This is a genomic window from Corallococcus sp. CA047B (assembly GCF_003612065.1).
Taxonomy (GTDB): Bacteria; Myxococcota; Myxococcia; order Myxococcales; family Myxococcaceae; genus Corallococcus; species Corallococcus praedator.
The window spans coordinates 1-23,972 of sequence record NZ_RAWD01000138.1; the positions used below are offsets into that span (position 1 = coordinate 1).

Annotated in this window: 23 protein-coding genes; 14 read left to right on the forward strand and 9 right to left on the reverse strand. The window is 69.7% G+C overall.

The window, feature by feature from the left end; all coding sequences use genetic code 11:
• The first annotated feature begins 56 nt into the window (after positions 1–56).
• Both hprK and rapZ read left to right on the forward strand, forming a co-directional pair.
• Positions 57–1,022 (forward strand): HPr(Ser) kinase/phosphatase, encoded by a 966-nt coding sequence (gene hprK / locus D7X74_RS21485; RefSeq protein ID WP_120534861.1) that lies wholly within the window; start codon positions 57–59, stop codon positions 1,020–1,022.
• On the forward strand, positions 1,019–1,882 hold the full coding sequence (gene rapZ / locus D7X74_RS21490) for an RNase adapter RapZ (RefSeq protein WP_120534862.1): 864 nt from the start codon (positions 1,019–1,021) through the stop codon (positions 1,880–1,882). The genes hprK and rapZ overlap by 4 nt, the downstream gene beginning before the upstream one ends.
• Positions 1,883–1,901: 19 nt before the next feature.
• Here rapZ and D7X74_RS21495 read toward each other — a convergent pair whose 3' ends face one another.
• Complete coding sequence (locus D7X74_RS21495) at positions 1,902–2,741, reverse strand: imm11 family protein (protein ID WP_120534863.1); 840 nt, start codon at positions 2,739–2,741, stop codon at positions 1,902–1,904.
• Between the two features lie 170 nt (positions 2,742–2,911).
• Between D7X74_RS21495 and D7X74_RS21500 the strand changes: the two genes are divergently transcribed.
• Positions 2,912–4,135: an ATPase, T2SS/T4P/T4SS family gene (locus D7X74_RS21500; RefSeq protein WP_120534864.1), complete on the forward strand. Its 1,224-nt coding sequence runs from the start codon at positions 2,912–2,914 to the stop codon at positions 4,133–4,135.
• A 34-nt stretch (positions 4,136–4,169) separates the two neighbouring features.
• Here the strand turns inward: D7X74_RS21500 and D7X74_RS21505 are convergent, their stop codons facing one another.
• Positions 4,170–5,012: a class I SAM-dependent methyltransferase gene (locus D7X74_RS21505; RefSeq protein WP_120534865.1), complete on the reverse strand. Its 843-nt coding sequence runs from the start codon at positions 5,010–5,012 to the stop codon at positions 4,170–4,172.
• Positions 5,013–5,019: 7 nt separating this feature from the next.
• Positions 5,020–6,429 carry a general secretion pathway protein GspE gene (locus D7X74_RS21510; RefSeq protein WP_120534866.1) on the reverse strand — a complete coding sequence of 470 codons (1,410 nt, stop codon included), beginning with the start codon at positions 6,427–6,429 and terminating at the stop codon, positions 5,020–5,022.
• 151 nt (positions 6,430–6,580) lie between these two features.
• Between D7X74_RS21510 and D7X74_RS21515 the strand changes: the two genes are divergently transcribed.
• The 9 genes from D7X74_RS21515 to D7X74_RS21555 all read left to right on the forward strand — a co-directional run bounded on the left by D7X74_RS21515 (position 6,581) and on the right by D7X74_RS21555 (position 14,072).
• Positions 6,581–7,669 (forward strand): SPFH domain-containing protein, encoded by a 1,089-nt coding sequence (locus D7X74_RS21515; RefSeq protein ID WP_120534867.1) that lies wholly within the window; start codon positions 6,581–6,583, stop codon positions 7,667–7,669.
• A 26-nt stretch (positions 7,670–7,695) separates the two neighbouring features.
• Positions 7,696–8,616, forward strand: a complete 921-nt coding sequence (locus D7X74_RS21520) for an NAD+ kinase (RefSeq protein ID WP_120534868.1) — start codon at positions 7,696–7,698, stop codon at positions 8,614–8,616.
• Positions 8,617–9,031: 415 nt separating this feature from the next.
• Complete coding sequence (locus D7X74_RS21525; RefSeq protein WP_120534882.1) at positions 9,032–9,454, forward strand: PTS sugar transporter subunit IIA; 423 nt, start codon at positions 9,032–9,034, stop codon at positions 9,452–9,454.
• Between the two features lie 33 nt (positions 9,455–9,487).
• A complete protein-coding gene (locus D7X74_RS21530) occupies positions 9,488–9,973 on the forward strand; it encodes a PTS sugar transporter subunit IIB (protein ID WP_120534869.1) in 486 nt (161 codons plus the stop codon).
• Positions 9,974–9,977: 4 nt separating this feature from the next.
• Positions 9,978–10,694 (forward strand): PTS sugar transporter subunit IIC, encoded by a 717-nt coding sequence (locus D7X74_RS21535; protein ID WP_120534870.1) that lies wholly within the window; start codon positions 9,978–9,980, stop codon positions 10,692–10,694.
• Positions 10,691–11,497: a PTS system mannose/fructose/sorbose family transporter subunit IID gene (locus tag D7X74_RS44295; RefSeq protein ID WP_120534871.1), complete on the forward strand. Its 807-nt coding sequence runs from the start codon at positions 10,691–10,693 to the stop codon at positions 11,495–11,497. Before D7X74_RS21535 ends, D7X74_RS44295 begins: the two co-directional genes overlap by 4 nt.
• Positions 11,498–11,530: 33 nt before the next feature.
• Positions 11,531–11,809: an HPr family phosphocarrier protein gene (locus D7X74_RS21545; protein WP_120534872.1), complete on the forward strand. Its 279-nt coding sequence runs from the start codon at positions 11,531–11,533 to the stop codon at positions 11,807–11,809.
• 40 nt (positions 11,810–11,849) lie between these two features.
• Entirely contained in the window at positions 11,850–13,658 is a 1,809-nt protein-coding gene (gene ptsP, locus D7X74_RS21550) for a phosphoenolpyruvate--protein phosphotransferase (RefSeq protein ID WP_120534873.1), read from the forward strand.
• 96 nt (positions 13,659–13,754) lie between these two features.
• Complete coding sequence (locus tag D7X74_RS21555; protein ID WP_120534874.1) at positions 13,755–14,072, forward strand: hypothetical protein; 318 nt, start codon at positions 13,755–13,757, stop codon at positions 14,070–14,072.
• A 60-nt stretch (positions 14,073–14,132) separates the two neighbouring features.
• On the opposite strand, the gene D7X74_RS21560 is transcribed toward D7X74_RS21555, so the two are convergent.
• The 6 genes from D7X74_RS21560 to D7X74_RS21585 all read right to left on the reverse strand — a co-directional run bounded on the left by D7X74_RS21560 (position 14,133) and on the right by D7X74_RS21585 (position 21,472).
• A complete protein-coding gene (locus D7X74_RS21560) occupies positions 14,133–14,537 on the reverse strand; it encodes a hypothetical protein (RefSeq protein WP_120534875.1) in 405 nt (134 codons plus the stop codon).
• Between the two features lie 30 nt (positions 14,538–14,567).
• Positions 14,568–15,080 carry an MgtC/SapB family protein gene (locus tag D7X74_RS21565; protein ID WP_120534876.1) on the reverse strand — a complete coding sequence of 171 codons (513 nt, stop codon included), beginning with the start codon at positions 15,078–15,080 and terminating at the stop codon, positions 14,568–14,570.
• 12 nt (positions 15,081–15,092) lie between these two features.
• Complete coding sequence (locus D7X74_RS21570) at positions 15,093–15,698, reverse strand: MXAN_6521/LA_1396 family lipoprotein (RefSeq protein ID WP_120534877.1); 606 nt, start codon at positions 15,696–15,698, stop codon at positions 15,093–15,095.
• A 100-nt stretch (positions 15,699–15,798) separates the two neighbouring features.
• A complete protein-coding gene (locus tag D7X74_RS21575) occupies positions 15,799–18,447 on the reverse strand; it encodes an RND family transporter (RefSeq protein ID WP_120534878.1) in 2,649 nt (882 codons plus the stop codon).
• Between the two features lie 133 nt (positions 18,448–18,580).
• Positions 18,581–20,719, reverse strand: a complete 2,139-nt coding sequence (locus D7X74_RS21580; protein ID WP_233602190.1) for a site-specific recombinase — start codon at positions 20,717–20,719, stop codon at positions 18,581–18,583.
• 159 nt (positions 20,720–20,878) lie between these two features.
• Entirely contained in the window at positions 20,879–21,472 is a 594-nt protein-coding gene (locus D7X74_RS21585; RefSeq protein WP_120534883.1) for an ABC transporter substrate-binding protein, read from the reverse strand.
• 238 nt (positions 21,473–21,710) lie between these two features.
• Between D7X74_RS21585 and metK the strand changes: the two genes are divergently transcribed.
• Positions 21,711–22,901 (forward strand): methionine adenosyltransferase, encoded by a 1,191-nt coding sequence (metK, locus tag D7X74_RS21590; protein WP_120534880.1) that lies wholly within the window; start codon positions 21,711–21,713, stop codon positions 22,899–22,901.
• A 133-nt stretch (positions 22,902–23,034) separates the two neighbouring features.
• Positions 23,035–23,952: a methionyl-tRNA formyltransferase gene (locus D7X74_RS21595; RefSeq protein ID WP_120534881.1), complete on the forward strand. Its 918-nt coding sequence runs from the start codon at positions 23,035–23,037 to the stop codon at positions 23,950–23,952.
• Positions 23,953–23,972: the final 20 nt, after the last annotated feature.

Sequence of the window (23,972 nt, forward strand, 5' to 3'; positions counted from 1 at the left end):
GGGGGCACGGCGGGGTTCACCTCCGGAGGCCGGTGGGTGATATCCACGTCCCGACGATGAAATCCATTCGCATCTCCCAGCTCCTCGAGGACGAGGGCCACGACCTGCGGCTCACCCTGATGGCGGGCGCCCAGGGCCTGAAGCGCACGGTGGACTCCTCGCGCATCCAGAAGCCGGGCCTGGCGCTGGCGGGCTTCACCGAACACCTGCACCCGCACCGCGTCCAGGTGTTCGGCAACACGGAGATCTCCTACCTGGCCACCCTGCCGGAAGAGGGTCAGCGCGCGTCGCTGGCCAAGCTCTTCGGCGAGGAGGACCTGGCCTGTGTGGTGGTGACCAAGGCGCTGGACGCTCCCAAGGCGCTGGTGGACGCGTGCGAGGCCGCGGGCCTGTCGCTGATGAAGACGCCGCTGCTCTCCAGCGAGTTCATCCAGCGCGTGCAGATGTTCCTGGAGGACGCGCTCACGGAGTCCAGCAGCCTGCACGGGGTGTTGATGGACGTGTTCGGCGTGGGCATCCTGCTCCTGGGCAAGAGCGGCATCGGCAAGAGTGAAATCGCCCTGGACCTGGTGATGCGGGGCCACCGGCTGGTGGCGGACGACATCGTGGACGTCACCCGGAGGAAGGGGGCCGTCTACGGCGCGGGCAACCCGGTCATCAAGCACCACATGGAGATTCGGGGCCTGGGCATCATCAACATCAAGGACCTGTTCGGAGTGTCCGCCGTCCGGGAGCAGAAGAAGATAGAGCTTGTCATCGAGTTGCAGGAGTGGGATCCGCACCAGGAGTACGACCGTCTGGGCGTGGAGGACAAGCACCTGCAAATCGTCGGTGTGGACATACCTTTGTCGGTCGTCCCCGTGCGTCCCGGACGCAACATGGCCACCATCGTGGAGGTGGCGGCCCGCAATCAGTTGTTGAAGCTGCAGGGCCACCACTCGGCGAGGGAATTCGCCGAACGACTCAATCGAGCCATCGCCCAGGGGGCGATGCGCCGCAATCTGGGAGAAGAGGTCGAGTGACCGCCCCCGCGAAGCAGATCATCGTCATCACCGGCATGTCCGGATCCGGAAAGTCCACCGCCATCCGCGCTTTGGAGGACGCCGGGTTCTTCTGCATCGACAACCTGCCGGTGCTCCTATTGCCCAAGCTCACGGAGCTGGCGGGGGGAGGCAACATCGAGCGCATGGCGCTGGTGGTGGACGTCCGCGAGGGCATCTTCCTCAAGGACGCCCCCCGCGTGCTGGCCGACGTGCGCCGCGCGGGTCACCAGGTGGATGTGCTCTTCCTGGACTCCAGCGACGACAGCCTCCTGCGCCGCTTCAGCGAGACGCGACGCCGCCACCCGCTGGCCCCGGAGGGCACGGTGGCGGAGGGCATCCGCGCCGAACGCGAGGCCCTCAAGGACCTGCGCGAGCTGGCGGATCAGGTCATCGACTCGTCGGCGCTCAACGTGCACGACCTGAAGCGCATGGTGCAGGGGCGCTTCAGCCCGGAGCCGACGACGGGCCCCAGCCTGTCCATCATGTCCTTCGGCTACCGGTACGGCGTGCCGCCGCAGGCGGACCTCGTCTTCGACGTGCGCTTCCTGCCCAACCCCTACTTCGTGCCGGAGCTGAAGGGGCTCACGGGCAAGGTGCCCAAGGTGGCCGCGTACGTGCTGGAGCGGGAGGAGACGCAGCAGTTCCTGGAGAAGGTCGTGGACCTCTGCCGGTTCCTGTTCCCGCGCTACCAGAAGGAGGGCAAGGCGTACCTCACGGTGGCGCTGGGGTGCACGGGCGGCAAGCACCGCTCGGTGGCGCTGGCGGCGGAGATGGTGCGGCGGCTGTCGGAGGACTACGGCCGCGTGCAGCTCTGGGACCGGGACATCGAGAAGGAGTAGCCCTGTCCCGGCGCTGCTTTCAGTGCCGGGTGTCCGTCACCGGGGTGAAGCGCGCGCCGGTGACGCCCTCCTTTTCGAGGGCTTCCTTCACGACCTCGGAGACGACGAGGGTGACGGGCCAGCCCCAGGGGCGGAACACGCGGGCGCGGTCCACCTGGGTCGGGTCGATTCTCAGGCCCCGCACGGAGCGGTACTGGCCCACGCGCTCGGGCAGGCCATCCCCGGGGCCGTAGCGGTGGGCCTCCACGCACGCCGCTTCGTCGACGCAGCGGATGAGGCGCGTGGCGACGAGGAGGAAGTACGGCTCCCGCTGGCCCTCGATGTCCACGGGGAGCAACTGCACGTCACCGGGCGCCAGACGCGCGAAGACGGCGGCCACGCGAGGGTGCACCACGGGCGTGAGGCCCGCCCCGGCGAGCGAGAAGTCCAGCGGGGACATCCGGGCCTCGTTGGGGATGCGCATGGGGCCGTCGACGGCGACGGGGTGCCCGGCGGTGAACATCCACACATCGCCCACGACCTTGTCATCCAGGCCCCGAGGGTCTCCGGGCTCCCAGCGGCCGGGGGCGCGGAAGTCGTCGTGCAGGTCGTAGAAGAGGGCGGGGAGGCTGCGGCGCGCCGTCTTGCGGACGTTGGCGCGGGACGTGCTGCCCTGCGCGACGATGCGCACGGCGGGGCGACGGGGACGGCTGGTGCCGTGCCGGGCCTGGGGAGAGGGCTCCTCCGCGACCGAGGCGCGAGAGCGCCGGGGCGGGACGGCGGGCTCGGTACCTCCAGGCAGTTCCTTCCGGTCGGGGGGGCTGCTTTCGGTGGGCCTCCGCCACAGCCGTCGCAGCGCGTTGGTGAGACGCCTGAACATCAAGCGATGTTACCCAAGCGCCTGCTGGAGGGGATCCCCCTTCGTGAGGCCAACTTGCTCGGCCATGCGGCAGGCTTGCAGCCGGGACGGTCCGGGCCGTCCGGGGAGTGGAGGGGCCGCGCCTTCTGTCATGGCCGGGGCGGAACGGGCCGTGCCATCGTCCGCGTCCCATGAAGAACCCGAGCCCGAAGCCCCCCCTGCCGTCCACGCCGCAGGCCGTGTTCGCCGGCCTGCTGAAGCAGTTGGGGGAGGCGGGCCGGAAGCCGGTGCGGGTCCCCGCGTCACCGACGACGCCGGAGGCACTGGCGGCGGCCCTCTTCGAGGTGGCGGCGGGGACGGGCGCGGCGCTGTTCTCCGTCTGGGCGGCGGAGGACTACGACGAGGGCGAGGGCGACGCGGGCGAGGCCGAGGACGGCGAGGACGATACGGGCAGCGCCGAGGCCAACGCGGCGGATGGCGCGGGCGAGGGGAACGACCGCGAGGACGCTGACGCAGTGACGGCGCAGAAGCTGCGGATCAACGCGGGCATCACGTTCTTCTTCATCAGGGAGGACTCGCCGGACCGGGTCGGGTTGCTGGGCTCGGAGCGGGTGCCGGTGCGGCAGCCCATCGATTACGCCCTGTACCGTCCGCTGGGGCAGGCCCTGGTGGCCTGCGCGAAGCGCGGCGCGGATCCGAGGCTGCCCGACCGAGGCAGCGTGTCCTTCCCGGCGGGCTCCGAGGATCCGGACCTGATGTTCCGGGTGTCCTTCCGCGAGGACGCACTGGGCACGTGGACCACGGCGCTGGCGAGAAGCCGCGAGACGCGTCAGGCGTTCCCGAGCATCACGAGCCTGCCGCTCGCGGAGGACGCGGGCAGGTTCCTGGAGGCGTACTTCCGGGAGTTGAACAAGTCGCTCTTCAACGGTCAGGTGGTGCTGCTCACGGGAGCGTCCGGAACGGGCCGCAGCACGACCCTGCGAGCCCTGATGGATGCGTTGCCCGACAACGTGCACGCGCTGGCGGCGGTGGAGGAGCCGAAGGGAGGGACGGGGGGCGCCATCGGCATGGTGCGGGTGGGGCAGGAACTGACGGTGGCGCAGGCAGTGCGGTCGTTCCTGCGGCAGGACCCGGACCTGCTCTTCGCGGACGAGGTGCGCACGCTGGCGGACCTGGAGCTCCTCTGTAACGGAGCGCTCACGGGGCACGGTACGGCGTGCGTGCTGGAGGCGAAGACGCCGGAGGACGGCTACGCCTGGATGACGGAAGCGATGCCGGGAATCCCCATGGTGACGCTCATCGTGCACCACACGCGCGACGCGGCGACGGGCACCTTCGCGATGACGCTCCACGAAGCGAAGCCCACGGAAGACGGCAGCGCGCTGCGCATCGTCCCGTGGACGCCGTCCGCGTAGTTCAGGCTGGGGCAGGAACAGGGCTCCCCTTGCCTCAAGGAAGCCGTGATGTGGCCGTCAACTGCCGCATGCCCCAGCGGCAGGACACGGTGCCATCCGAGCGTCGCAGGGGCTCCACAGCCTGGAGGAACGCGGCTTCGAGTGACGCCTGTGCTCCCGGAGACAACCGGTCCGCGTCATACGTCGTGCGAAGCGAGTCCCAGACCGAACGGGGCTCTCCATCTCCCTGGACGACGAGGTCCTGGACCGTGACGTCCACGAACCCCTCACGGAAGAGCACCTTCAGCCCCTCCACGGAGCGAACCCGCGGGTCGCCCAGCGGCAGCCACGGCTGGGACTCCGCCATGATCAAGGGGCGCAAGAGTCCCGCGAAGCACTCCACCGCATCGCCGCGCACCATGTCGCCACCGACGACCACGGACACCGTCCCCCCGGGTTTCAGCACGCGGCGGATCTCCGCGAGCACGGTCTCCACGTCATCCATCAACATGAGCGCCAGGTGGCTCAGCACGACGTCGACGCTGGCATCCGCGAAGGGAAGTGCCTGGGCCCGTCCCGCGTGCAGTGTCGCCGCGCCCTTCAACCGGGCCCGTGCCGCCGCGAGCTCATGCTCACTCATGTCCAGCCCGAGCAGCGACAGCCCCGGCTGCTCCCTCTTCGCGAGCAGCTCCAACAGATGCCCGTCGCCACAGGCGAGATCGAGCACGACCCGTGGCCCGGCATCCCGAGGCACCACCGCCTCCAGCAGCGAATAGGTGGAGGGAAACGCCGCGCCCTCCCGCAGCACGGGCGCGGTCGCGAACCAGCGCGCGGTCACTCCCGCGAGGCGACCATGGAAGTCGAGCAGGTAGGACTCGGCGGGGGAGCGGGTGGTCATGGAGTCCTCAACGCTTGGGCTTCTTCTTCTGTCCCGCGTTGGTGGCATCGGCGGTGATGCACAGCACGGAGTACAAATTCATCGTGTAGACGCTGTTCTCCGGCTCCAGGTCCGCGGCCTTCTGGAAGAACGCGGAGGCGCGGGTGTAGTCGCGGTGGTGGTTGAGGACGATCATCCCCATGCGGTTGTAGAGCGGCGCGGGCTGGGCCAGAAGCGCGATGCTGCGCTCCAGCAGGTCCAGCGCCTCCGTCATCTTCCCCGCGCGCTCCAGCCGCACGACGCGCTGAAGCACCTCCTCCCGGGTGTCCTCCGCACGGGGAGCCGCGGGCTTCGCCGCCAACGCGCCCGCCAGCGACACGGACGGCAACGGCGCCTGCGTCCGAGTCGCCGCCACGTTGGCACCCGGTGCCGGGGTCCGAGCCACCGGAGCGGCCGGAGCCACTGGAGCCGGAGCCGCCCGCACCGCCTGGACCGGAGCCGGCGCGACCTCACCCCGGGCCTCCACCTCGGCGGAGGCCAGCGTGCCCACCAGCTTCGTCACCCCGCGCTCCGACAGGGACTCGAACAGCGCGCGCAGCTCCACCTCCGTGACCTGTGTGATGAGCGCCATCTCGGAGAGGGCCGTGCGTCCGTCCACCATCGACAGCACGTACGCCTCGAACGGACTGAGGTTCATGCGCGCGATGTCCAGGCCGCCGACAATCACCGGCCGCACCGGCGGTCCCCCCGCCTTGGTCTTCGCCTGGAAGGACACCACCCGCGTCGCCTCCTGCTGCGAAGGCTTGGGAACCCCGCGCGCGCCCGTCTGCTCCGGCTGCGTCAGCAGCGCCCGCACCAGCGACACGTTGTCCCGGGGCGGCAGGTCCTCCACGCTGCGCACGAGCAGCAGCTCGCAGCGCGCGCACTGGAAGTCCCCCGGCTTGCTCGGCGCGCCGCAGTGCGGACACACCAGGTCCTCCGGCGGGTGCTCGAAGGCCTGGAGGTCCGCGTAGTAGTGCTTGCGGATGGCCGCGCGGATGGACCGGCGCACCGCCACGAACGGCAGCACCTGCGCCACGCCCACCGTCTTGGCGATCTCCTCCAGCGCCCGCGCCCGCTGAGGCTCGGAGATGGCCACGTACAGCACGTCCTGCGCCAGCCGCAGCGGCATGAAGTCAAAGCCCTCCGCCAGCCGCACCGGCACCCGCTCCAGCAGCGCCGGGTCCACCTTCGCCTGCGCCAGCTTCTCCGTGGACACGAAGCGCGTCTTCAACTCCTGCGCGAGCAGCCGCAACACCGGCGTCTCATCCACGCCCAGCCGCACCAGGCACTCGCCCAGCTTCTGACCCGTTTCCTGCTGCCGCGCGAGCGCCCGGCTCAACAACTCCGGGGTCAACACCCCGTCCAGGACCAACTGCTCCCCGAGTTTGCGCGCCATGCCCCCGATTCAAGGACGCCCCGACGCGCCCGTCCACCGCCATCCACGCCGCGCCCCCGTTTCCACATTTCCATTTGCGAACGTGTACGGATGACACTAAGATGGTGTCGGAAATACACGAATGGAACGCAGTGAGTGAGGGGGAGCACCGATGTTCTTCGGGTACATGAAGTCGACGCCGACCACGTACGTGATGCAGTACCGGGACGGGGAGGTGGTCCGCGAGGGGGCGGGCCTGTCCTTCCTCTACTGGAAGCCCGCGACGACGCTGGTGTCGGTGCCGCTGTCGAGCGCGGACGTGCCGTTCGCCTTCAACGAGGTCACCCGTGACTTCCAGCCCGTCACCATCCAGGGCCAGCTGACCTATCGGGTCGAGGAGCCGCGCCGGCTGGCGGGGCTCCTGGATTACTCGGTGACGCCCGGGGGGCGCTACCGCTCGGACGACCCGGAGAAGCTGGCGGACCGGCTGGTGCAGGCGGCCCAGGTGCGCGCCCGCGCGGTGGTGCAGTCGCTGGGCCTGCGCGAGGTGCTGGTGCACTCGGACGCGCTGGAGTCCAAGGTGCTGGCGGGCCTGGCGGACGCGGAGGCCGTGAAGGCGCTGGGCGTGCAGGTGATGGCCTTCTCGGTGCTCTCCATCCAGCCCACGCCGGAGATGGCGCGCGCCCTGGAGGCCGCCGCGCGCGAGGGGCTCCAGCGCGAAGCGGACGAGGCCATCTACGCCCGTCGCAACGCGGCCGTGGAGCAGGAGCGGCGCATCAAGGAGAGCGAGCTGGCCACGGAGCTGGTGGTGGAGGAGCGCCAGCGCCAGATTCGCGAGGCGAAGATGGCCGCGGACATCGCGGTGGAGGAGCAGCGCTCGGCCCTCATGGAGCGCTGGGTCCAGAACGAGCGCCAGTCCGCGGACGCGCGCGCGTACTCGCTGGAGCAGACGCTCGCGCCCGTGCGCGGCATGGACTGGAGGACGCTGATGGCCACGTCGTCCAACGGCGGCGACCCGGCCCTCAACATCGCCCTGGCCTTCCGCGAGATGGGCGAGAACGCCCAGCGCATCGGCGAGCTCAACGTGTCCCCGGACCTCTTGCGCTCGCTCATGTCGAACACGCCCCCGCGCGGCAACGACCCGGAGCCGACCCCCAACATCGACCCCAACACCGGCCGCCTCCTGAATCCGGGCGGTGGCCACAAGCCCCCGAAGCCCGGCCGCGCTGCCGTGCAGACCTTCGACCCTCGCGACCGCTGAACCCCTGAAGCCAAGAGAGGCACGCCATGTTCGAGAAGGTGGTGCTCGTCACGCGCAAGACGCGGTTGTCGGACCTGGTGGTGCGCTTCAACACGAAGAAGCAGGCGAAGTTCTACGTGGAGCGCGCCGGCCAGGACTTCACGGGCTTCGAGGAAGAGGACGATACGTACCGCCGCGCGGTGGACGCCCTGCGCGCGCAACTGGACGTGGGGCTGCCGGTGCAGCAGGTGGACCGCTCGCTCGTGCCCACCTTTCTCTTCACCGGCAAGGAGATCGTGGTGGCGGTGGGGCAGGACGGGCTGGTCGCCAACGTGGCCAAGTACGTGGGCGACCAGCCGCTCGTGGGCGTCAACCCGGACCCCGAGCACTTCGACGGGGTGCTCCTGCCCTTCCTCCCCGCGAAGGCCCGGGCCGCCGTGCAGCGGGTGCTGGAGGGCAGGGGGCACTTCAGCCAGGTGCAGCTCGCGGAGGCGAAGCTGGGGGACGGGCAGCGGCTGCTCGCCTTCAACGACCTGTTCGTCGGCGCGCGCACGCACGTCTCCGCCCGCTACCAGCTGCGCTTCGGCGGGAAGGAGGAGGCGCAGTCGTCCAGCGGCGTGCTCGTGTCCACCGGCGCGGGCTCCAGCGGGTGGTTGTCCTCCGTGTTCGCCCTGGCGCGCGGCCTCACCCAGCAGACGGGCGGGACGCCGGGGCAGCCGTGGAAGCTCGGGTGGGAGGAGGCGCGGCTCGCCTTCGTCGTGCGCGAGCCCTTCGTCAGCCGTCACTCCAGCGCGAACCTCGTCGGCGGCTTCGTCACCGCGAAGGACGAACTGGTGCTCGAATCGCGGATGCCCCAGGGGGGCGTCATCTTCAGCGACGGCATGGAGGAGGACTTCCTCGCCTTCGGTGCGGGCGCCACCGTGCGCATCCGGCCAGCCGAGCAGCGGGCGCGTCTGGTCGTGCCCTGAAACACACCCGACGTTACAGGTCCCCGCACCCCGCGCTCCCGAGTACCCCTGGACCCGCGTCCCATCCCGTTGTTTCCAGGCGCCAGGGCTCCCGGGCGACGGGAGGAGCTCGGCCGCCTTCCTACCCACCGAGCGGGAACGGCGGACTCGTCCTTCAGGGCACGCACCGTTGGGGGCGGCAGGGCATCTCTACAAGTGTGGGGAGATCGCGCCCGTCCCCCCGTCCGGCAGACGACATCCTGTCCCTTCCCCGGACCTGAAATTCCAGGCATGGTGAGCGCAGTCGCCTTACCTTCGAGTCGAAGCGGTTGGGGTGTAGCGGTCCCAGGTGCAGGCGAAAAACTCACCGGAGTTGCGTCACGTCGTTGATGGGCGTAGGAACGCAAAATCTCCGGGGGGTTGGTCAGGGGTGATCATGGTCGGCCTCGTCATCGCATCGCATGGACGTCTGGCGGATGAGCTGGTCTCAACCGCGGAGCAGATCGTGGGCAAGCTGCCCGCGGTGGCGACTTGCAGCATCGAGCCGGGGGCCCCTGTCGAGGACCTGCGCGCCAAGATGAAGCTGGCCGTCAAGACCGTGGACGAAGGGGACGGCGTCATCATCATGGCCGACCTGTTCGGAGGTACGCCCTGTAAGGAATCGCTGATGATGTGTCAGCGGATGAATCTGGAAGTCCTGGCCGGCGTCAATCTGCCCATGCTGCTGAAGGCCAATTCGCTCCGTTCGGAGCAGATGGCCCTTTCGGAGATGGCCAACCAGCTGGCGTCGTACGGCCAGCGCAACATCACCTGTGCGTCCGCCCTGCTTCGCGAGGCCCAGCAGCAGCCGCGAACTTGACGGACCCGCGCGGGTCGGCGATTCGAGACTGCCGTGATCACCCTGGTCCGCGTCGACAACCGCCTCATCCATGGTCAGGTCGTCGAGGCCTGGCTCCCCCACCTCAAGGTGTCCCGCGTGGTGGTGGCGGATGATGAGGCGGCTTCCAGTCCCCTCATTCGCGCCGCGATGGCGCTCGCCGTGCAAAGTGCCATCGAGGTGCAGATCCTCCCCCTGGCCCAGGTGGACTTCGCCGCCCTGTCGAAGGACGGCGTCCGCACCCTGGTGCTCCTGAGGGACGTCTCCTCCGTGCCGTTCGCCTTCCAGCACGGGCTGGTGATGGACCAGCTCAACCTGGGCAACGTGCACTTCGGCACCGGCCGCCGTCAGGTGTCGCCGTCCGTCTTCCTGGCGGAAGGGGAGCTGCAGGCCCTCCAGCAGCTCTCCGAACAGGGCGTGCGCGTGGAGGCGCGCGCGGTGCCCGCGGAGAAGTCGGTGGACCTGCCTGATTTGACCGAGCGCTGGTCGAAGGCCGGGTGAACCGGTGAACGTCGGCTGGACCCAGGTGGCGCTGGCGTGTCTCTGGGGCGGATTGGTGGCCGTGGAGCGCAAGGCGTTCCTCCAGGCCATGCTGTCCCGGCCCCTGGTGGCCGCCACGTTCATGGGTGCCCTCCTGGGGGATGTCGGCAGCGGCCTGTCCGTGGGCATGCTCCTGGAGCTGTTCTACCTGGGCACCGCCAACCTGGGCGCCTCGCTGCCGGAGAACGACACGCTGGCGGCCACCGGCACCGCCGCCGCCGCCGCCACGCTGACGGCCGCCACCGGCGCGGGCTCCACGCCGGCCATCTGGTCGCTGGCCGTCCTGCTCTTCATCGGCCTGGGCCGGGTGGGGCGCCGGTTGGACCGGCTGCTGGAGGGGTACTCCGCGCGGCTCGCCCGCGTGGCCCTGGCGTCCGCGGAGGCCGGCAATCTCACGCGCGCCATGCGCCAGAACCTGTGGGGCATGTGGCCGCACTTCGCGGGCTACGGCGCCATCACCGGCGCGTGCGCGCTGGCGGGCTTCTTCCTGGAGCCCGTGCTGGCGGTGCTGCCGCAGGGGCTGGTGCGTGGGCTGGCGTGGGCATACCCGGCCATGGCCTGCGTGGCGGCGGCCATCGCCGCGCAGAGCAGCCACGCGAAGCGCGCGCCCCTGTTCGCGGGGCTCGCGGCGGCGGGCGTCACGGTGGCGGTGCTCCTCTCCAAGCTTCAGGAGCGGCCATGAGCACCACCACGCCCGTCGCTCCCACGGTGAGTGCCCCCACGCATCCGCCAGCGCGGCTGTCGCGCGGCACGGTGCTGCGCGTGTTCCTGCGCTCGCTCTTCCTCCAGGCGTCGTGGAACCCCAAGGGGATGCAGAACCTGGGGCTCGCGTACGCGGTGTATCCCGCGCTGGAGCGGCTGTACCCGCCGGGGCCCCTGCGCGAGGCGGCGGTGCGCCGGCACCTGGTCTTCTTCAACACGCACCCGTACGTGGCGGCGGCCATCGTGGGCGGCGTCGTCAACCACGAGCAGAAGATCGCCCGGGGGGAGGAGACGCCGGACCGCGTGGTGAGCTTCAAGGCGGCGCTGATGGGGCCGCTGGCGGCGCTGGGGGACGGGTTCTTCTGGCTGTCGCTCAAGCCCGCGGTGGGCGGCCTGTGCGCGGCGATGGTGCCGCTCTTGGGCGTGTGGGCGGTGGCGCTCTTCCTGGTGCTCTACAACCTGGTGCACCTGCTCTTGCGCATCCGGCTGTACTGGCTGGGGCTGAGCCTGGGCGACCGGTTGGTGGAGGCGGTGGCGCGGGTGAACCTTCCCGCGAAGGGCGCGCGCCTGAGGGGCGTGGCGGCCGCGAGCGCCGGAGGGCTGGCGGCGTGGCTGGCGGTGAGCTTCGGGGCGACGGCGGGCGGCACCTGGGCGGTGTTCCTGTCGGTGGGCTGCCTGGCGGTGGGGGTGCTGGCCTATGTGCTCGTCAGTCGCCGGGTCCCCACCTACATGGTTCTCTATGTCGCGGCGGGATTGGCCTGCGCGGCGGGGGCCTTTCTTTAGCGTGGACGAACCACAGCAGCAGCAGGAGTCGTGATGCCGAGCGAGGCCCAGGGAACATTCGAGATCGTCAACGCGCTGGGGCTGCATGCCCGGGCCGCGGCGCAGATGGTCAAGGTGGCCAACCGCTTCAAGAGCGAGGTCTTCATCGCGGCGGAGGGCAACCGCGCGAACGCCAAGTCCATCATGGGCGTGCTGATGCTCGCGGCGGGGCAGGGCGTGCAGGTGACCATCACCTGCAAGGGCGAGGACGCGGACGCGTGCCTGTCCGAATTGAAAAAGCTCATCGCGGACCGCTTTGGCGAAGCGCAGTGAGCGTGGAAGATAGACCCCCTCCCAGGGCAGGGAACGAACCGTGAGCAGCCAGGCCACCCCTACACTCAGGTTGACGGGCATCGGCGCCTCCCCGGGCGTAGCGGTGGGCCACGCCTTCATCCTCGACCGCAAGCGCATCCGCACGCCCAAGCTGCGCCTCGCCGACGCCGAGGTGGAGCCGGAGCGCATGCGGATGAAGACGGCGATTGATTTATCCGACCGCCAGCTCGCGGAGCTGAAGGACCAGATCACGCGCACGGAGGGCAGCGACCACGCCCTCATCCTGGAAGCGCACCGGCTGATGCTCCACGACCCCATGCTCGTGGATGAGGTGAACCGCCTCATCGTGGAGGACCGCATCAACGCGGAGTGGGCGGTGCGCCGCACGGCCCGGAAGATAAAGCACCTGTTCGACAACATCCCGGACGAGTACTTCCGCGAGCGTCGCTCGGACGTGGACTACGTGGCCGACCGCATCATCCGCAACCTGATGGGCCAGGTGGTGGACGAGGAGGTGGAGGTCCCCGCGGAGGCCATCGTGGTGGCGCACGACCTGCCGCCCGCGGACGCGGCGATGATGGCCCGCAGCGGCCGCGTCGCGGGCTTCGTCACGGACCTGGGGGGCCAGACGAGCCACACGGCCATCGTGGCCCGCGCGCGGGAGACGCCCGCGGTGGTGGGCGCGGGGCGCGCGAGCGAACAGATTTCCCCGGGCGACCTGGTCGCGATGGACGGCACGCGCGGCGTGGTGCTGGTGAACCCGTCGGAGGACCAGCTGGCGCTCTTCCGCGAGGAGCAGCGCCGCTACCAGGAGAGCGAGCAGCTGGCGCTCAGCACGAAGGACCAGCCGGCGGTGAGCACGGACGGCTTCCGCATCCGGCTCAACGGCAACATGGAGTTCCTGGAGGAGATCCCCTCGCTGCTGGCGCACGGCGCGGAGGGCATTGGCCTGTACCGCACCGAGTTCATGTTCCTGGACCGGAAGACGGCGCCCACGGAGGAGGAGCACTACCGCGCCTACAAGCAGGTGCTGGAGGCGATGGGCGGCCGTCCCGTCACCATCCGCACGCTGGACCTGGGCGGCGACAAGGTGCCGGGCAAGACGAAGCACGAGAAGGAACCCAACCCGGCCATGGGGTTGAGGGCCATCCGCTACTGCCTGTCCAATCGGGAGCTGTTCCGGGTGCAGCTCCGGGCGCTCTTGCGCGCGAGCGTGCACGGCAACATGCGGCTGATGTTCCCCCTCATCTGCGGGGTGAGCGAGCTGCGGGAGGCCCGCAGCGAGCTGGAGGCGTGCCGCACGGCGCTGGGGCGGGCCGGGGTGCCGGTGGGCAAGCGCTTCCCGGTGGGCATCATGGTGGAGACGCCGAGCGCGGCGACCATCGCGGACCGGCTGGCGCAGGAAGCGGACTTCTTCTCCATCGGGACGAACGACCTCATCCAGTACTCGCTGGCCATCGACCGCCAGAACCGCGAGGTGGCGTACCTCTACCGGCCGCTGCACCTGTCGGTGCTGCGCATGCTCCAGGGCATCGTGGACGCGGCGAAGGGTGCCAACATCCCGGTGTCCATGTGCGGCGAGATGGCCGGGGATCCGCTCTTCACGCTGGTGCTGCTGGCGCTGGGCTTCGACGAGCTGTCGATGACGTCTGGGCAGATTCCGGTGGTGAAGCGGCTGATGCGACGGGTGAGCCGCCGGGAGGCGACGGAGATGCTCCAGGGCGCCATGGAGCTGACGACGGCGGAGGAGATTGAGCGCTACGTGCGCACGGAGATGGACCGGCGCTTCAGCGGCCCGGAGGGCTCGCTGCTGACCTCGCTGCGCGACGTGGAGCCCGAGTCCGTGTAGGCGGCACTGCTCCCCCCGTTGCGGCAGCAGATGGGGGGTCGCCGTTTCCAGGGGGAATGCACACTTTGGCCGGACACGGATGCAGGAGGCAGCAGCGTGTTCAAGGCAACGGACATTCAGCGGGGCATGACGGTGCGGGACCGGGACGGTGAAGCCCTGGGCGGCATCGTCGCGGTGGACCCGCGAGGTTTCACCATCGGGAAGGGGCGGGTCTTCGAGAAGGAATACCCGGTGCGCTTCTGCGACGTCGCGGACCTGGACGGGGATGACGTCTACCTGCGCCGGGACCTGGCGCACCTTCCGGGCGCGGTGCTGGCCGAAGGTGGAGCGGACGAGGATGACAGCGCCCTCAAGCCGCACCGCCCGGTGGCCTACACCCACGACCTGACGGGCGCGCTGGTGCCCATGGAGTAGGGCGGGGCACCCACCCTGGTTCGGGACCGGGCCGTGAGGAAGCAGGAGCTTCCTCGCGGCTCATTCGCGTTTGAGGATGACGCCGTCGTCGCTGACGGCGTAGCTCGCACCGGCGTCCATGACCTCGGACCTGAGCCCGCAGCGCTCATCTTCCAGGGGCGTGAAGTGGATGAAGGTCATCTTGTCGCCGGGCTGGACCCAGGCGTCGTAGGTCGTGAGCTGGAACAGGCAATGGGTCATGGGGTCCGCGTCGCCAGGCGCGTTCCGTCCCGGAGGCATGAAGTCGTCCAGCGCGATTTGAAGGGCCTTGAGTTGGGGGCCCTGCAGGGTGGTGGACGCCGCCTTGCTCCACTCCGGGAACTGGATGCCCTGGGCGACTTCCGGAGGCGCCACGGGGGCCGGACGGTGCAGGTGCAGGCAGCCCGTCGCCGTGAAGAGCAGCACTGCCAGTCCCATGTGCTTCATGTGTCCTCGCTCCTGGGGGCGGCCGGCGCTTCACTTCGGACGGGGATCCTCGCCATTGGCAGGGTCCCCGTCTTCGTCGTTGTGCCTGCCGTGGCGTCCGGTCATGGGCGTCAGCGCCCGGGCCACGGGGCGCAGCACCACCAGGGACAGCAGCGCCAGTCCCACCGTGACACCCGCCGCCAGGTACATCCCCAGCCCGCAGGCCAGTCCCACCGCCGCGGTCACCCAGAGGTTGGCCGCGGTGGTGAGCCCCTTCACCGCGCCGCCTTCGCGCAGGATGACGCCCGCGCCCAGGAAGCCGATGCCCACCACAATCTGACTGGCGATGCGGCTGATGTCCGCCTGCGACCCGCCGGGCGACACGCCCGGCTGGAGCATCCACTCCGTGTAGATGCTGGAGAGCGTGAAACAGCACGAGCCCAGCGCGACCAACGTGTGCGTGCGCAGCCCCGCACTCTGGCTGCGCGCTTCGCGCTCCACGCCCAGGATGCCGCCCAGGAACGTGGCCAGCACCAACCGACCAATGAGGACGAAGGGATCCACTGGGACGCGACGCTACTCGCCCAGTTCGATCTTCTCGTCCTTGTCCGCTTCGTTCAGTTCGGGATTGGGCAGCGTGTCCAACGTCGCCACCAGCAGCTTGTACGAAGGCACCACATAGGGCGCCACGTCCGGCCCCAGCTCCTTCACGTACTGCTCCGCGCGCTCGTTGTACTTCTCGTCCTTCGAGTCCCAGCTCCCCGCCGACTCCGCCGCCCACACCTCTTCGCCGTCACGGCAACGGATGAGCTGCGCCTTGAGCGCCACCTCCGCCCCGTCGCCCACCTGCTTCACCTGCGGATCCAACCACAGCACGCCCTCAATCCCCTCCACGCACTGGTCCTTGAACGTCGCGTCCGTAGGCCGCTCCGGCAGGGACGTGTTCTCCTTCACCAGGAAGTCCCGGTTCTGGTTCAGCCACTGCCGCGCGATGAGGCTCCACAGGTCACCCACGTACTGCTTGCCCGGGGGGAACGGCTGCGTCACCACCGCCAGCCGCTTCACCTGCTGCCGGTCCACCGTCGCGTAGTCCGCGCGCAGCCGCTGGCTCTTCACCGCGCTCGCGCAGCCCGCCAGCATCATCAGGCCCAGCACCGGCCCCAGTCGCTTGAACGTCCCCATGGCTTGAAGCTCCTCAATCAAGAAGAAGCCCCGCGCTTCCCATGGCAGGGAAGGCGGGGCCCAGGTCCGGCGCGGGATATTAAGCGCTTCTGCCGCGCTGTCAGGCCGCGCGTGTGGAAGACGCGTCGCCGCCGCCCGTCGAACCGTTCGACGGTGAGCGCCCCGCGTCACGCTGCCGCTTGTCGTGCATGAGCTGCATCACCGCCGCCAGCACCGTGAAGGACACCAGCAGCGTGGTGATGAGGCCGATGCAGGCGATGATGCCCATGGAGCGCACGCCGTTGTGGCCGGCCACCAGCAGCGCCGCGAAGCCCGCGACCGCCGTCAGCGTGGAGGACGCCACTGCCGCGCCCACGCTGCGCAGCGCCACCAGCGGGGACGTGCCTTCCAGGAAGCGGTGCAGCAGGTACAGACCGTGGCTCACGCCGAAGCCCAGCAGGATGGGCAGGATGATGACGTTCATGAAGTTCAGGCGGATGTCGAACAGCGCCATGAAGCCCAGCATCATCGCCAGACCCACCGTCAGCGGAATCACGGACGCCAGCGCCAGCTTCGCGTTGCGGAAGTCCGCGAAGTGCATCGCGAGGATCCACAGCGCGGTGAGGATGATGGTGAGCTTCGCGTCCTTCAGCACCATGCGCGCCAGCGACGCGTACAGCTGCGTGGCGCCCGCGGCGCGGAACTCCTTCTCCACCGGCGTGCCCTGGGGCCCGTCCGTGAACTTGCCCGGCGTCACCATGGCCTTGATGGAGCGCGTCTGGTCCGCGAACTGGAGCATCTGCTTGCCGTCCCACAGGTCCACGCTCGGGTAGATGAACGTGAGGTAGCCGTGGTTCTCCGGGCGGGTGCTGGGCAGGTGGCGGAACTGCGTGGCGTAGATTTCCGGCACGTGGTGCACGTCGAAGGGACGCGCCTCCAGCATCTTCAGGAACAGCTGCGCCTTCTCCTGCGTCTCCGGCGGCAGCGACGACACCTCGATGTCCTTCAGCTCCGCCTGCCACTCCTCCAGGATCTTCGTGTTCGCCTGCGCGATGCCTTCCGGCGGCACGAAGGTGAAGAGGCTCATCACCTGGGAGATGGTGGGACGCTTCTTCGGGTCGGCCGTCAGCTCCTTGTAGAGGGCCTCCGTCTCCGCCAGGTCCTTGGTGTAGATGGCCAACGGGTCGCTGGCGATCTTGAAGCGGTCGTTGATTTCATCCTGCAGCACCACCGACGGCTGGTTGGCCGGCATCAGCGCGCGGGTGTTGTAGTTGAAGCGCACGCCGTACGGCAGGCGCGTGAAGAAGTCCGCGCCCGCGGGGGGCTCGCCGTCCTTCCACGGGATGGCCGCGCCGCACACCACCGCCACCACCACGCAGCCCACCGCCAGCACCAGGCCCGGACGCGGGATGCGCATCTCGTTGCCGGAGGCGTTGTTCACCGCTGGCGGCTTCATCACGCCAATCAGCTTCTGCGGCAGCTCCGGGTTCCTGCGGCCCGCAAGCGCCAGCAGCGCCGGGCACCAGGAGAACAGCGTCACGCCCAGCACCAGCGTGCCCGTGCCGGCCAGGGCGCCGAACTGGGAGAAGCCCTTGAAGTCGCTCACCATCAGCACGAAGAAGGAGCCCGCCACCACCACCGCGGACACCAGCGCCGGACGGCCCGCGTTGATGACCGCGTCGCGGATGGCCACGTCGTAGCGCTTGCCCGCGCCCAGCTCCAGGCGCGTGCGGAAGATGAAGTGGATGCCGTAGTCGATGCCGAACCCCATCAGGATGCCGCCCAGGATGGAGGTGATCATGTTCAGCTCACCCACCGCCACGTAGGTGAAGCCCAGCGTGTACAGCGTGCCCGCCACCGTGCCGCTCACCACGATGAGCGTGGGGGCCCACTTGCGGAAGAACGCGATGGTGATGGCGAAGATGGCCACCAGCGCCAGGATGGTCACCGGCTGGAGCGACTCCTCGATGGCGTACGAGTCGTCCACCGCCGTCTTGTAGGAACCCGTGAAGCCGTAGGCGACCGTCTTCTTGTCGCCCATCTTGTAGTAGTCCTCCACCAGCTGCACGCCACCGGCGTTGGACTGGGAGTAGTCCGCCAGGTCCTTGCGCAGCTTCTCCACGTAGTCCTTCGTCTGGCCAATCTGGTTCGTGTCCCACATCGGCTTGATGAGGAGCAGCAGCAGCTTGCGGTCCTGGGAGATGTAGTAGTCGTCCGCGATGCTCTTGTTGCCAACGCTGGAGTACTTGTCGACCAGGTCCTGCAGGTCCAGCTTCACCGGCTCCGTCTTCTTGATCTCGATGTAGAACGGGTTGCTGCGGCGGATCTGATCCTTGAGGAACGCCATGATGCGGCGCTTGCCCTCGGCCAGGTCCTCCGTCTTCACGAAGAGCACCATGTTCTGCTGCACGAACTCGACGGGAATCTTGTACGTGAGCGAGCGCGCGTGCTCCTTGTCCTTGCCCACCATCACGGCCAGGTCGTCCGCGACGCGCTTGAGCGTGGCCTCGTCGTCGCCGCGCAGCGCGACCATGAAGAAGCCGCTGCCGCCCACCATGTCGATGACGCGCTTGACGTCCTTCACCTCCTGGAGGTCCTGGGAGATGAGGTCCAGCTGGTTCGAATTGATGGTCAGCTTCGACGTGCCCCAGACGGCCAGACCGAGCAGCAGCAGCAGCACGGTCATGACAGCGCCGGGGCGACGGACCAGCATCTCGGCGTAGGCGACGGCGAGGCGGGGCGGGGGATGCGAGGAGGGATTGCCGCTCATGGGCGCGGGACCCTATCGACAAAACACCCCGCCCGGAAGCGAAGCCGGGCACGCCCGTCCGCCTGACCGCCGCGCGAGTCCGGACCTCCCAACTCCCGGGAATAACCGGGCCTTACGGGCCCGATGCGCCCCGTCAGCGCCCCGGAGGGCCCACCAGGGGGACGGCCAGCACGTCGGGGTGGGTCGCCCCCTCCTCGCGGGGAGGGATGAGGAAGGGCGCCGGGTGGCGCAGGAAGCGCAGCCCCATCGCGCCCACGAAGCGCAGGCCCTCGCGCAAGGGGACGTCCCGGGCGCGCAGGGCCAGCCCCAGGGCCAGCGCGAAGGACACGCCGAAGTTGAGCATGCCGATGACGCCCACCCCCAGGAGGGCGGCCAGGAAGCCGGGCTCCATCACCGCGGCCGGGCCCAGCGTGCAGCCCGCGAAGGCCAGGGAGCCGAACGACAGCGTGACGTGCCGCACGTCCAGCGGCAGGCCGAAGAAGCCCCCGATGCCGGGCGCCACCACCAGCAGCACGCCCAGGGTGACGCTGCCGCCCACGCCCGCCGCGTGGCGCATCAGCGCGTCCGCCACGCGGCGCGCGTTGCGCTCGCCCAGCAGGGTGCGCAGGACGCCGTGGTGGGCCAGCGCCTCCGGCAGGCGCCGGTAGACGACGAAGTTCTCGAACCAGCCCGCGGCCACGCTGGACATCCACAGCAGCACGCCGGTGAAGGCGGCCCACAGCAGCGTGGCGCTGTGCCAGGGGTGCAGTGACTCCACCACGTGCTCGGCCTGCGCCACCGACAGGAGCGCGTGGCCCCGGATGAGCTGGAAGCCCAGCGCCAACGCCACCGCCACGGGCAGCACGCAGCCCAGGTTGCCCAGGGCCGCCGCCAGCTGCGAGCGGGTGATGCGCGGCACCAGCGCCGCCAGCCGCTCCATGCGCCCGTCGGTGGCGTCGTCGGGGTCGTCGTTTTCGACGGCGTCCTCTTCGATGGCCGCCGCCAGCGTGGAGGCCGTCATCGACGGCTGCTTGGTGGCCAGCGTGAAGCCCAGGAGCTGCATCACCACGAAGCTGCCGGCGTAGTTGAGCGCGGCGAAGAGGCCCGCGAAGAAGGGCGCCAGCGACAGCCCGACCAGGAAGAACTTCAGCGCGGCGGTGAACGCGGTGAGCAGCCCGCCTCCCGCCGCCGAGTGCACCATGCGGTGGAACTCGCCCGGCGTCGAGGTGATGTAGTGCTCGCCGGTGTTGCCGGTGCGCTCGATGATCTTCCGCGCCAGCAGCCGCGCGTTGCGCTGGACCAGCGCGCGCACGGAGCGGTCCGCGTGTGCGTGCCGCAGGAGGTCCGACAAGAGCTCCAGCGCCTCCTTCCAGCGCGGCTCACCCCGGGCCGCGCCCAGCACGCGCGCGATGGCCTCCATCCGGTCCAGGCCGCGCCGGATGCGCTCCAGCCGGTACACCAGGTCCACGCTGACGCCCGAGTGCTCCAGGTGCCGCGTGACGGAGGCCACCACCCGCCGGCAGTCCGCCTCCGTCTGCTCCAGGTCGCGCAGCGAGTCCGGCGCCCCGTCGCGCGCCAGCACCGCGTCACACACCATCCGCAGCCGCAGGAAGGGCGAGGCGCGAAAGGCGAGCTCCGGGGTGCGGTCGCGCACGTCCTCCGCCAGCCCCAGGCCCGTCACCTGCACGCCCAGGAGCAGCAGCGCGTCCAGCAGGTCGCCGCGCACGCGGGCGGTGGGGGACGGGTCCGGCGGCGGCGGGTCGCCCACGAGCACCGTCAGCCGCGCGAGCAGCGCCGGGGACAGCGCGGCCAGCCACTCCGCGTCCTCCGGCACCGGGAACAGGCGCAACAGCAGCTCCGACAGCTTGCCGGGCTCCGGCGGCGGGGGCAGCACGCCGCGCACGAAGCGGTCCGTCAGCTCGGAGAAGAAGCCGTTGCCGCCGCTCAGGCCCACCTGGGCGAAGAGCTTCAGGCCCCGGCTGCCCGCGCACACCCCCGACACCAGCTTCGTGACGGCCAGGCGCAGCGGCGCTTCCCCTTCCAGCACGCGCACCAGCAGCGACAGCCGGGAGTTCGCCGCGGACAGCGTGGCGTCCTCCCCGTCCATCAGGCCCTGGGCGGGGATGCGCTCGCGCATCCAGTGCATCCACCGCTCCACCCACGCGAGGCGCGCGTCCAGCCCGTCGTCAGGGACCTCCGACAGGAGCCGGAGCAGGTCCCTCACGGCGGGATGGCCGGGTGCCCGGGGCGCGTACTGGACGCAGAAGGCATCCACCTCGCGGGCGGACGGCAAACTGCGGACCAGAAGCCGCGGGGCGGGGGAGGAGACAGTCATTCGCCAGGCGCTCGGGGGGAGGGGGACGCGGAGCCTACCCGGCCCGCGCCTCCCCCGGAACCCGGGGGGAGGACGGTGGCCTGGTTGCCTGGCTGCTCGACGCGGCCCGGGACTGGATTACTTCAGCTTCACCGAAGCGAGTTCGTTGTTCTTCGCACGCATGGCGCCCAGCAGGCCGTCCCAGCCGCCTTCCTTGAAGAGCGGGCGCACCTGGTCGTCGCGGATGCCGGTGAGCATGGAGTCACCCAGCACGGACACGTCCACGACCTTCCACGCGGCGCCCACCTTCTCCACGGAATACTTGAGCTTCATCTCCTGCTTCTTCAGCGGGTGGTTGATGAAGATGGTGGAGCCCACCAGCGCCTTGTCGCCCGTCACCTGCGGCTCGTCGTAGGTGATGGAGTCCAGGTTCTTGAAGTTCTCGCGCACCTTGGGGAAGGCGAGCTTCGCGAAGAGGCTGTGGAAGAGCTGGAGGAATTCCTTCTTCTGCGCGTCGCTGGCCTTGGTCCAGTCGTCGCCGAGGAGGAAGGCGCCCTGCTGGTCGCCGCCCAGGTTCTCCAGGGCCTTGAGGTCCTTCTCGTAGCGCACGGACTGCACCACGGTCTTCACCGGCTTGGTGATGGCGTCGTTCGCCTTGTTGGGCGCGGCGAACGCGGGCACGGCGAGGGCGACGGCAACCAGCACGGAGAGGGAGCGGAAGTGGGCGTTCAGGTTCATATGGGTGGTGACCTCCTGAAGAACGGCGCGAGTCCTGTAGCCCAGGGGAACGCGCCGCGACGGACAAAATTCAACCGGTCGCTGGCCTCACCTCCCACGTTGGGGCCGCCCGCCCGTATGGACTCAACCCCGAATAAGATGCCCTGTCGTCAGGTTTGACTCTGTTGGGACTGGACGTTTACTGTCCGCCCCCTGCGCTGCGTCACTGGATTAGCGCGAAGCCCGAGAAGACATGCCTACCGACTTCCTGTTCACGTCTGAATCCGTCACCGAGGGCCACCCGGACAAGATCGCCGATCAGATCTCCGACGGTGTGCTCGATGCCATCATCGCCAAGGATCCGCAGGCGCGCGTCGCCGTGGAGACGCTCGTGAAGACGGGCCTCGCCATCGTCGCGGGCGAGGTGACGACGAACTGTTACGTGGACATCCCGAAGATCGTCCGGTCCACCATCACGCGCATCGGCTACACCGATAGCTCCATGGGCTACGACGGCAACACGTGCGGCGTCATGGTGGCCATCGAAGGCCAGAGCCAGGACATCGCCCGCGGCGTGGACAACAAGAAGGACCAGGGCGCCGGCGACCAGGGCATGATGTTCGGCTTCGCGTGCGACGAGACGCCGGAGCTGATGCCCGCGCCCATCCACTACGCGCACGCGCTGACCCGCCGGCTGGCGGAGGTGCGCCGCAAGAACCACCCGTGGATCCGCCCGGACGGCAAGAGCCAGGTCACGGTGGAGTACAAGGACGGCCGCCCGGTCCGCATCGACGCGGTGGTGGTGTCCACGCAGCACGCGGATGAGATCTCCAACAAGAAGATCACGGAGGCCATCCGCGAGGATGTCATCCTGAAGGTCCTGCCGAAGAAGCTCATCGACAACAAGACCAAGTTCTTCATCAACCCCACGGGCCGCTTCGTCATCGGCGGCCCCATGGGCGACTCGGGCGTCACCGGCCGGAAGATCATCGTCGACACCTACGGCGGCATGGGCCGTCACGGTGGCGGCGCCTTCAGCGGCAAGGACCCGTCCAAGGTGGACCGCTCGGCCGCGTACATGGGCCGCTACATCGCGAAGAACGTCGTCGCCGCCGGGCTGGCCAGCCGCTGCGAGGTGCAGGTCTCCTACGCCATCGGCGTGGCGGAGCCCGTCAGCGTGATGGTGGAGACCTTCGGCACGGCCACCGTGCCCGAGGAGCAGATTGCCCGCGCCGTGCGCCAGACCTTCGGTCTGCGTCCGCGTGAAATCACGGAGCACCTGGACCTGCTGCGGCCCATCTACCAGAAGACCGCCGCGTACGGTCACTTCGGCCGCTCCGACAAGGACTTCACCTGGGAGCGCACCGACAAGAAGGACGCGCTGCGCGAGGCCGCTGCCTCCGCCGCCCCCAAGACGCGCACGCCCCGCCTGAAGGCCGTCTGAGTTCCGGCGTCCAGGCAGAAACCGCCTGAATCCACGCGCTCGCTCCCTCCCGGGGCGAGCGCGTTTTCATTTTCTGGGAAGGTGTCACACGCAGGCCGGGCGCACACCGGGTGTGAGCTGTTAGGAGACGGCCATGCCGACTCCCGGTGCCGCGTCTGGCTGGCGCATCGTGTTGCTGACCGTGGCCCCGTCCGTGGCGCACGACTTCACGTTGTCGCTGCGAGCGCAGGGGCATGAGGTGGTGGCGTTGGTGGTGCCCGCGGGCGTGCGGGGCCTGCGGCCGCTGGACATGGAGGGGTGGGCGGAGCTGGGGCAGTTGTTCGAATCCGCGCCCCCGTCGGTGGACGTCCTGTGGGTGAGCGAGCGGGCGCACCTGGCGCCGCGGCTTTCGGCGCTGAAGCCGGACCTCATCCTGTCCTTCTTCTTTCCGTGGAAGCTGACGCCGGAGGCGTTGGCGCTGGCGCCGCTGGGGGCCATCAACGTGCACCCGTCGCTCCTGCCGCGCTACCGGGGCCCGTGTCCGGTGGGCTGGGCGCTGCGCGACGACGCGCGGGAGTTGGGGCTCACGTTCCACCGGATGGACGCGACGTTCGACACCGGGCCGGTGCTGGTGCAGGGCACGTTCCCCGTCATCGACGAGGACACGGAGGAGGTCCTCTTCGAGAAGATGATGCGCGCGGCGCGCCGGCTGCTGCCCGGGATGCTGGAGCGCGTGGCCCGGGGGGAGGTGGGGGAGGCGCAGGTGGACGCGGCGGCGACGCCCGCGCCCTTCTTCGACCTGGCGTACCGGGACATCGACTGGCGGGACACCGCGCGCTCCGTGCACTTGAAGGTGCGGGCGTGCCGCTTCGCCGCGTGGCGCGAGGGCAACGGGGATGCGCGCGCGCTGTTGCAGGGCCGGTGGCTGCGGGTGCGGCGCACGCGCGCGTGGCGGGGCGAGGACCCCCAGGCGGCTCCGGGCACGCTCCTGGCGCGGCAGGGGGACGAGTGCCTGGTGCAGTGCGGGGACTCGCCGTTGTGGCTGGTGGCGCACACGCCAGAGGAATCCTGAGCGTTGGACGTGGTTCGCGG

Coding starts and splice junctions, on each gene's coding strand:
- hprK (WP_120534861.1), top strand. CDS start 57: ATGAAATCCATTCGCATCTCCCAGCTCCTCGAGGACGAGGGCCACGAC.
- D7X74_RS21495 (WP_120534863.1), bottom strand. CDS start 2,741: ATGTTCAGGCGTCTCACCAACGCGCTGCGACGGCTGTGGCGGAGGCCC.
- D7X74_RS21500 (WP_120534864.1), top strand. CDS start 2,912: ATGAAGAACCCGAGCCCGAAGCCCCCCCTGCCGTCCACGCCGCAGGCC.
- D7X74_RS21505 (WP_120534865.1), bottom strand. CDS start 5,012: ATGACCACCCGCTCCCCCGCCGAGTCCTACCTGCTCGACTTCCATGGT.
- D7X74_RS21510 (WP_120534866.1), bottom strand. CDS start 6,429: ATGGCGCGCAAACTCGGGGAGCAGTTGGTCCTGGACGGGGTGTTGACC.
- D7X74_RS21515 (WP_120534867.1), top strand. CDS start 6,581: ATGTTCTTCGGGTACATGAAGTCGACGCCGACCACGTACGTGATGCAG.
- D7X74_RS21520 (WP_120534868.1), top strand. CDS start 7,696: ATGTTCGAGAAGGTGGTGCTCGTCACGCGCAAGACGCGGTTGTCGGAC.
- D7X74_RS21525 (WP_120534882.1), top strand. CDS start 9,032: ATGGTCGGCCTCGTCATCGCATCGCATGGACGTCTGGCGGATGAGCTG.
- D7X74_RS44295 (WP_120534871.1), top strand. CDS start 10,691: ATGAGCACCACCACGCCCGTCGCTCCCACGGTGAGTGCCCCCACGCAT.
- D7X74_RS21545 (WP_120534872.1), top strand. CDS start 11,531: ATGCCGAGCGAGGCCCAGGGAACATTCGAGATCGTCAACGCGCTGGGG.
- D7X74_RS21560 (WP_120534875.1), bottom strand. CDS start 14,537: ATGAAGCACATGGGACTGGCAGTGCTGCTCTTCACGGCGACGGGCTGC.
- D7X74_RS21570 (WP_120534877.1), bottom strand. CDS start 15,698: ATGGGGACGTTCAAGCGACTGGGGCCGGTGCTGGGCCTGATGATGCTG.
- D7X74_RS21575 (WP_120534878.1), bottom strand. CDS start 18,447: ATGAGCGGCAATCCCTCCTCGCATCCCCCGCCCCGCCTCGCCGTCGCC.
- metK (WP_120534880.1), top strand. CDS start 21,711: ATGCCTACCGACTTCCTGTTCACGTCTGAATCCGTCACCGAGGGCCAC.
- D7X74_RS21595 (WP_120534881.1), top strand. CDS start 23,035: ATGCCGACTCCCGGTGCCGCGTCTGGCTGGCGCATCGTGTTGCTGACC.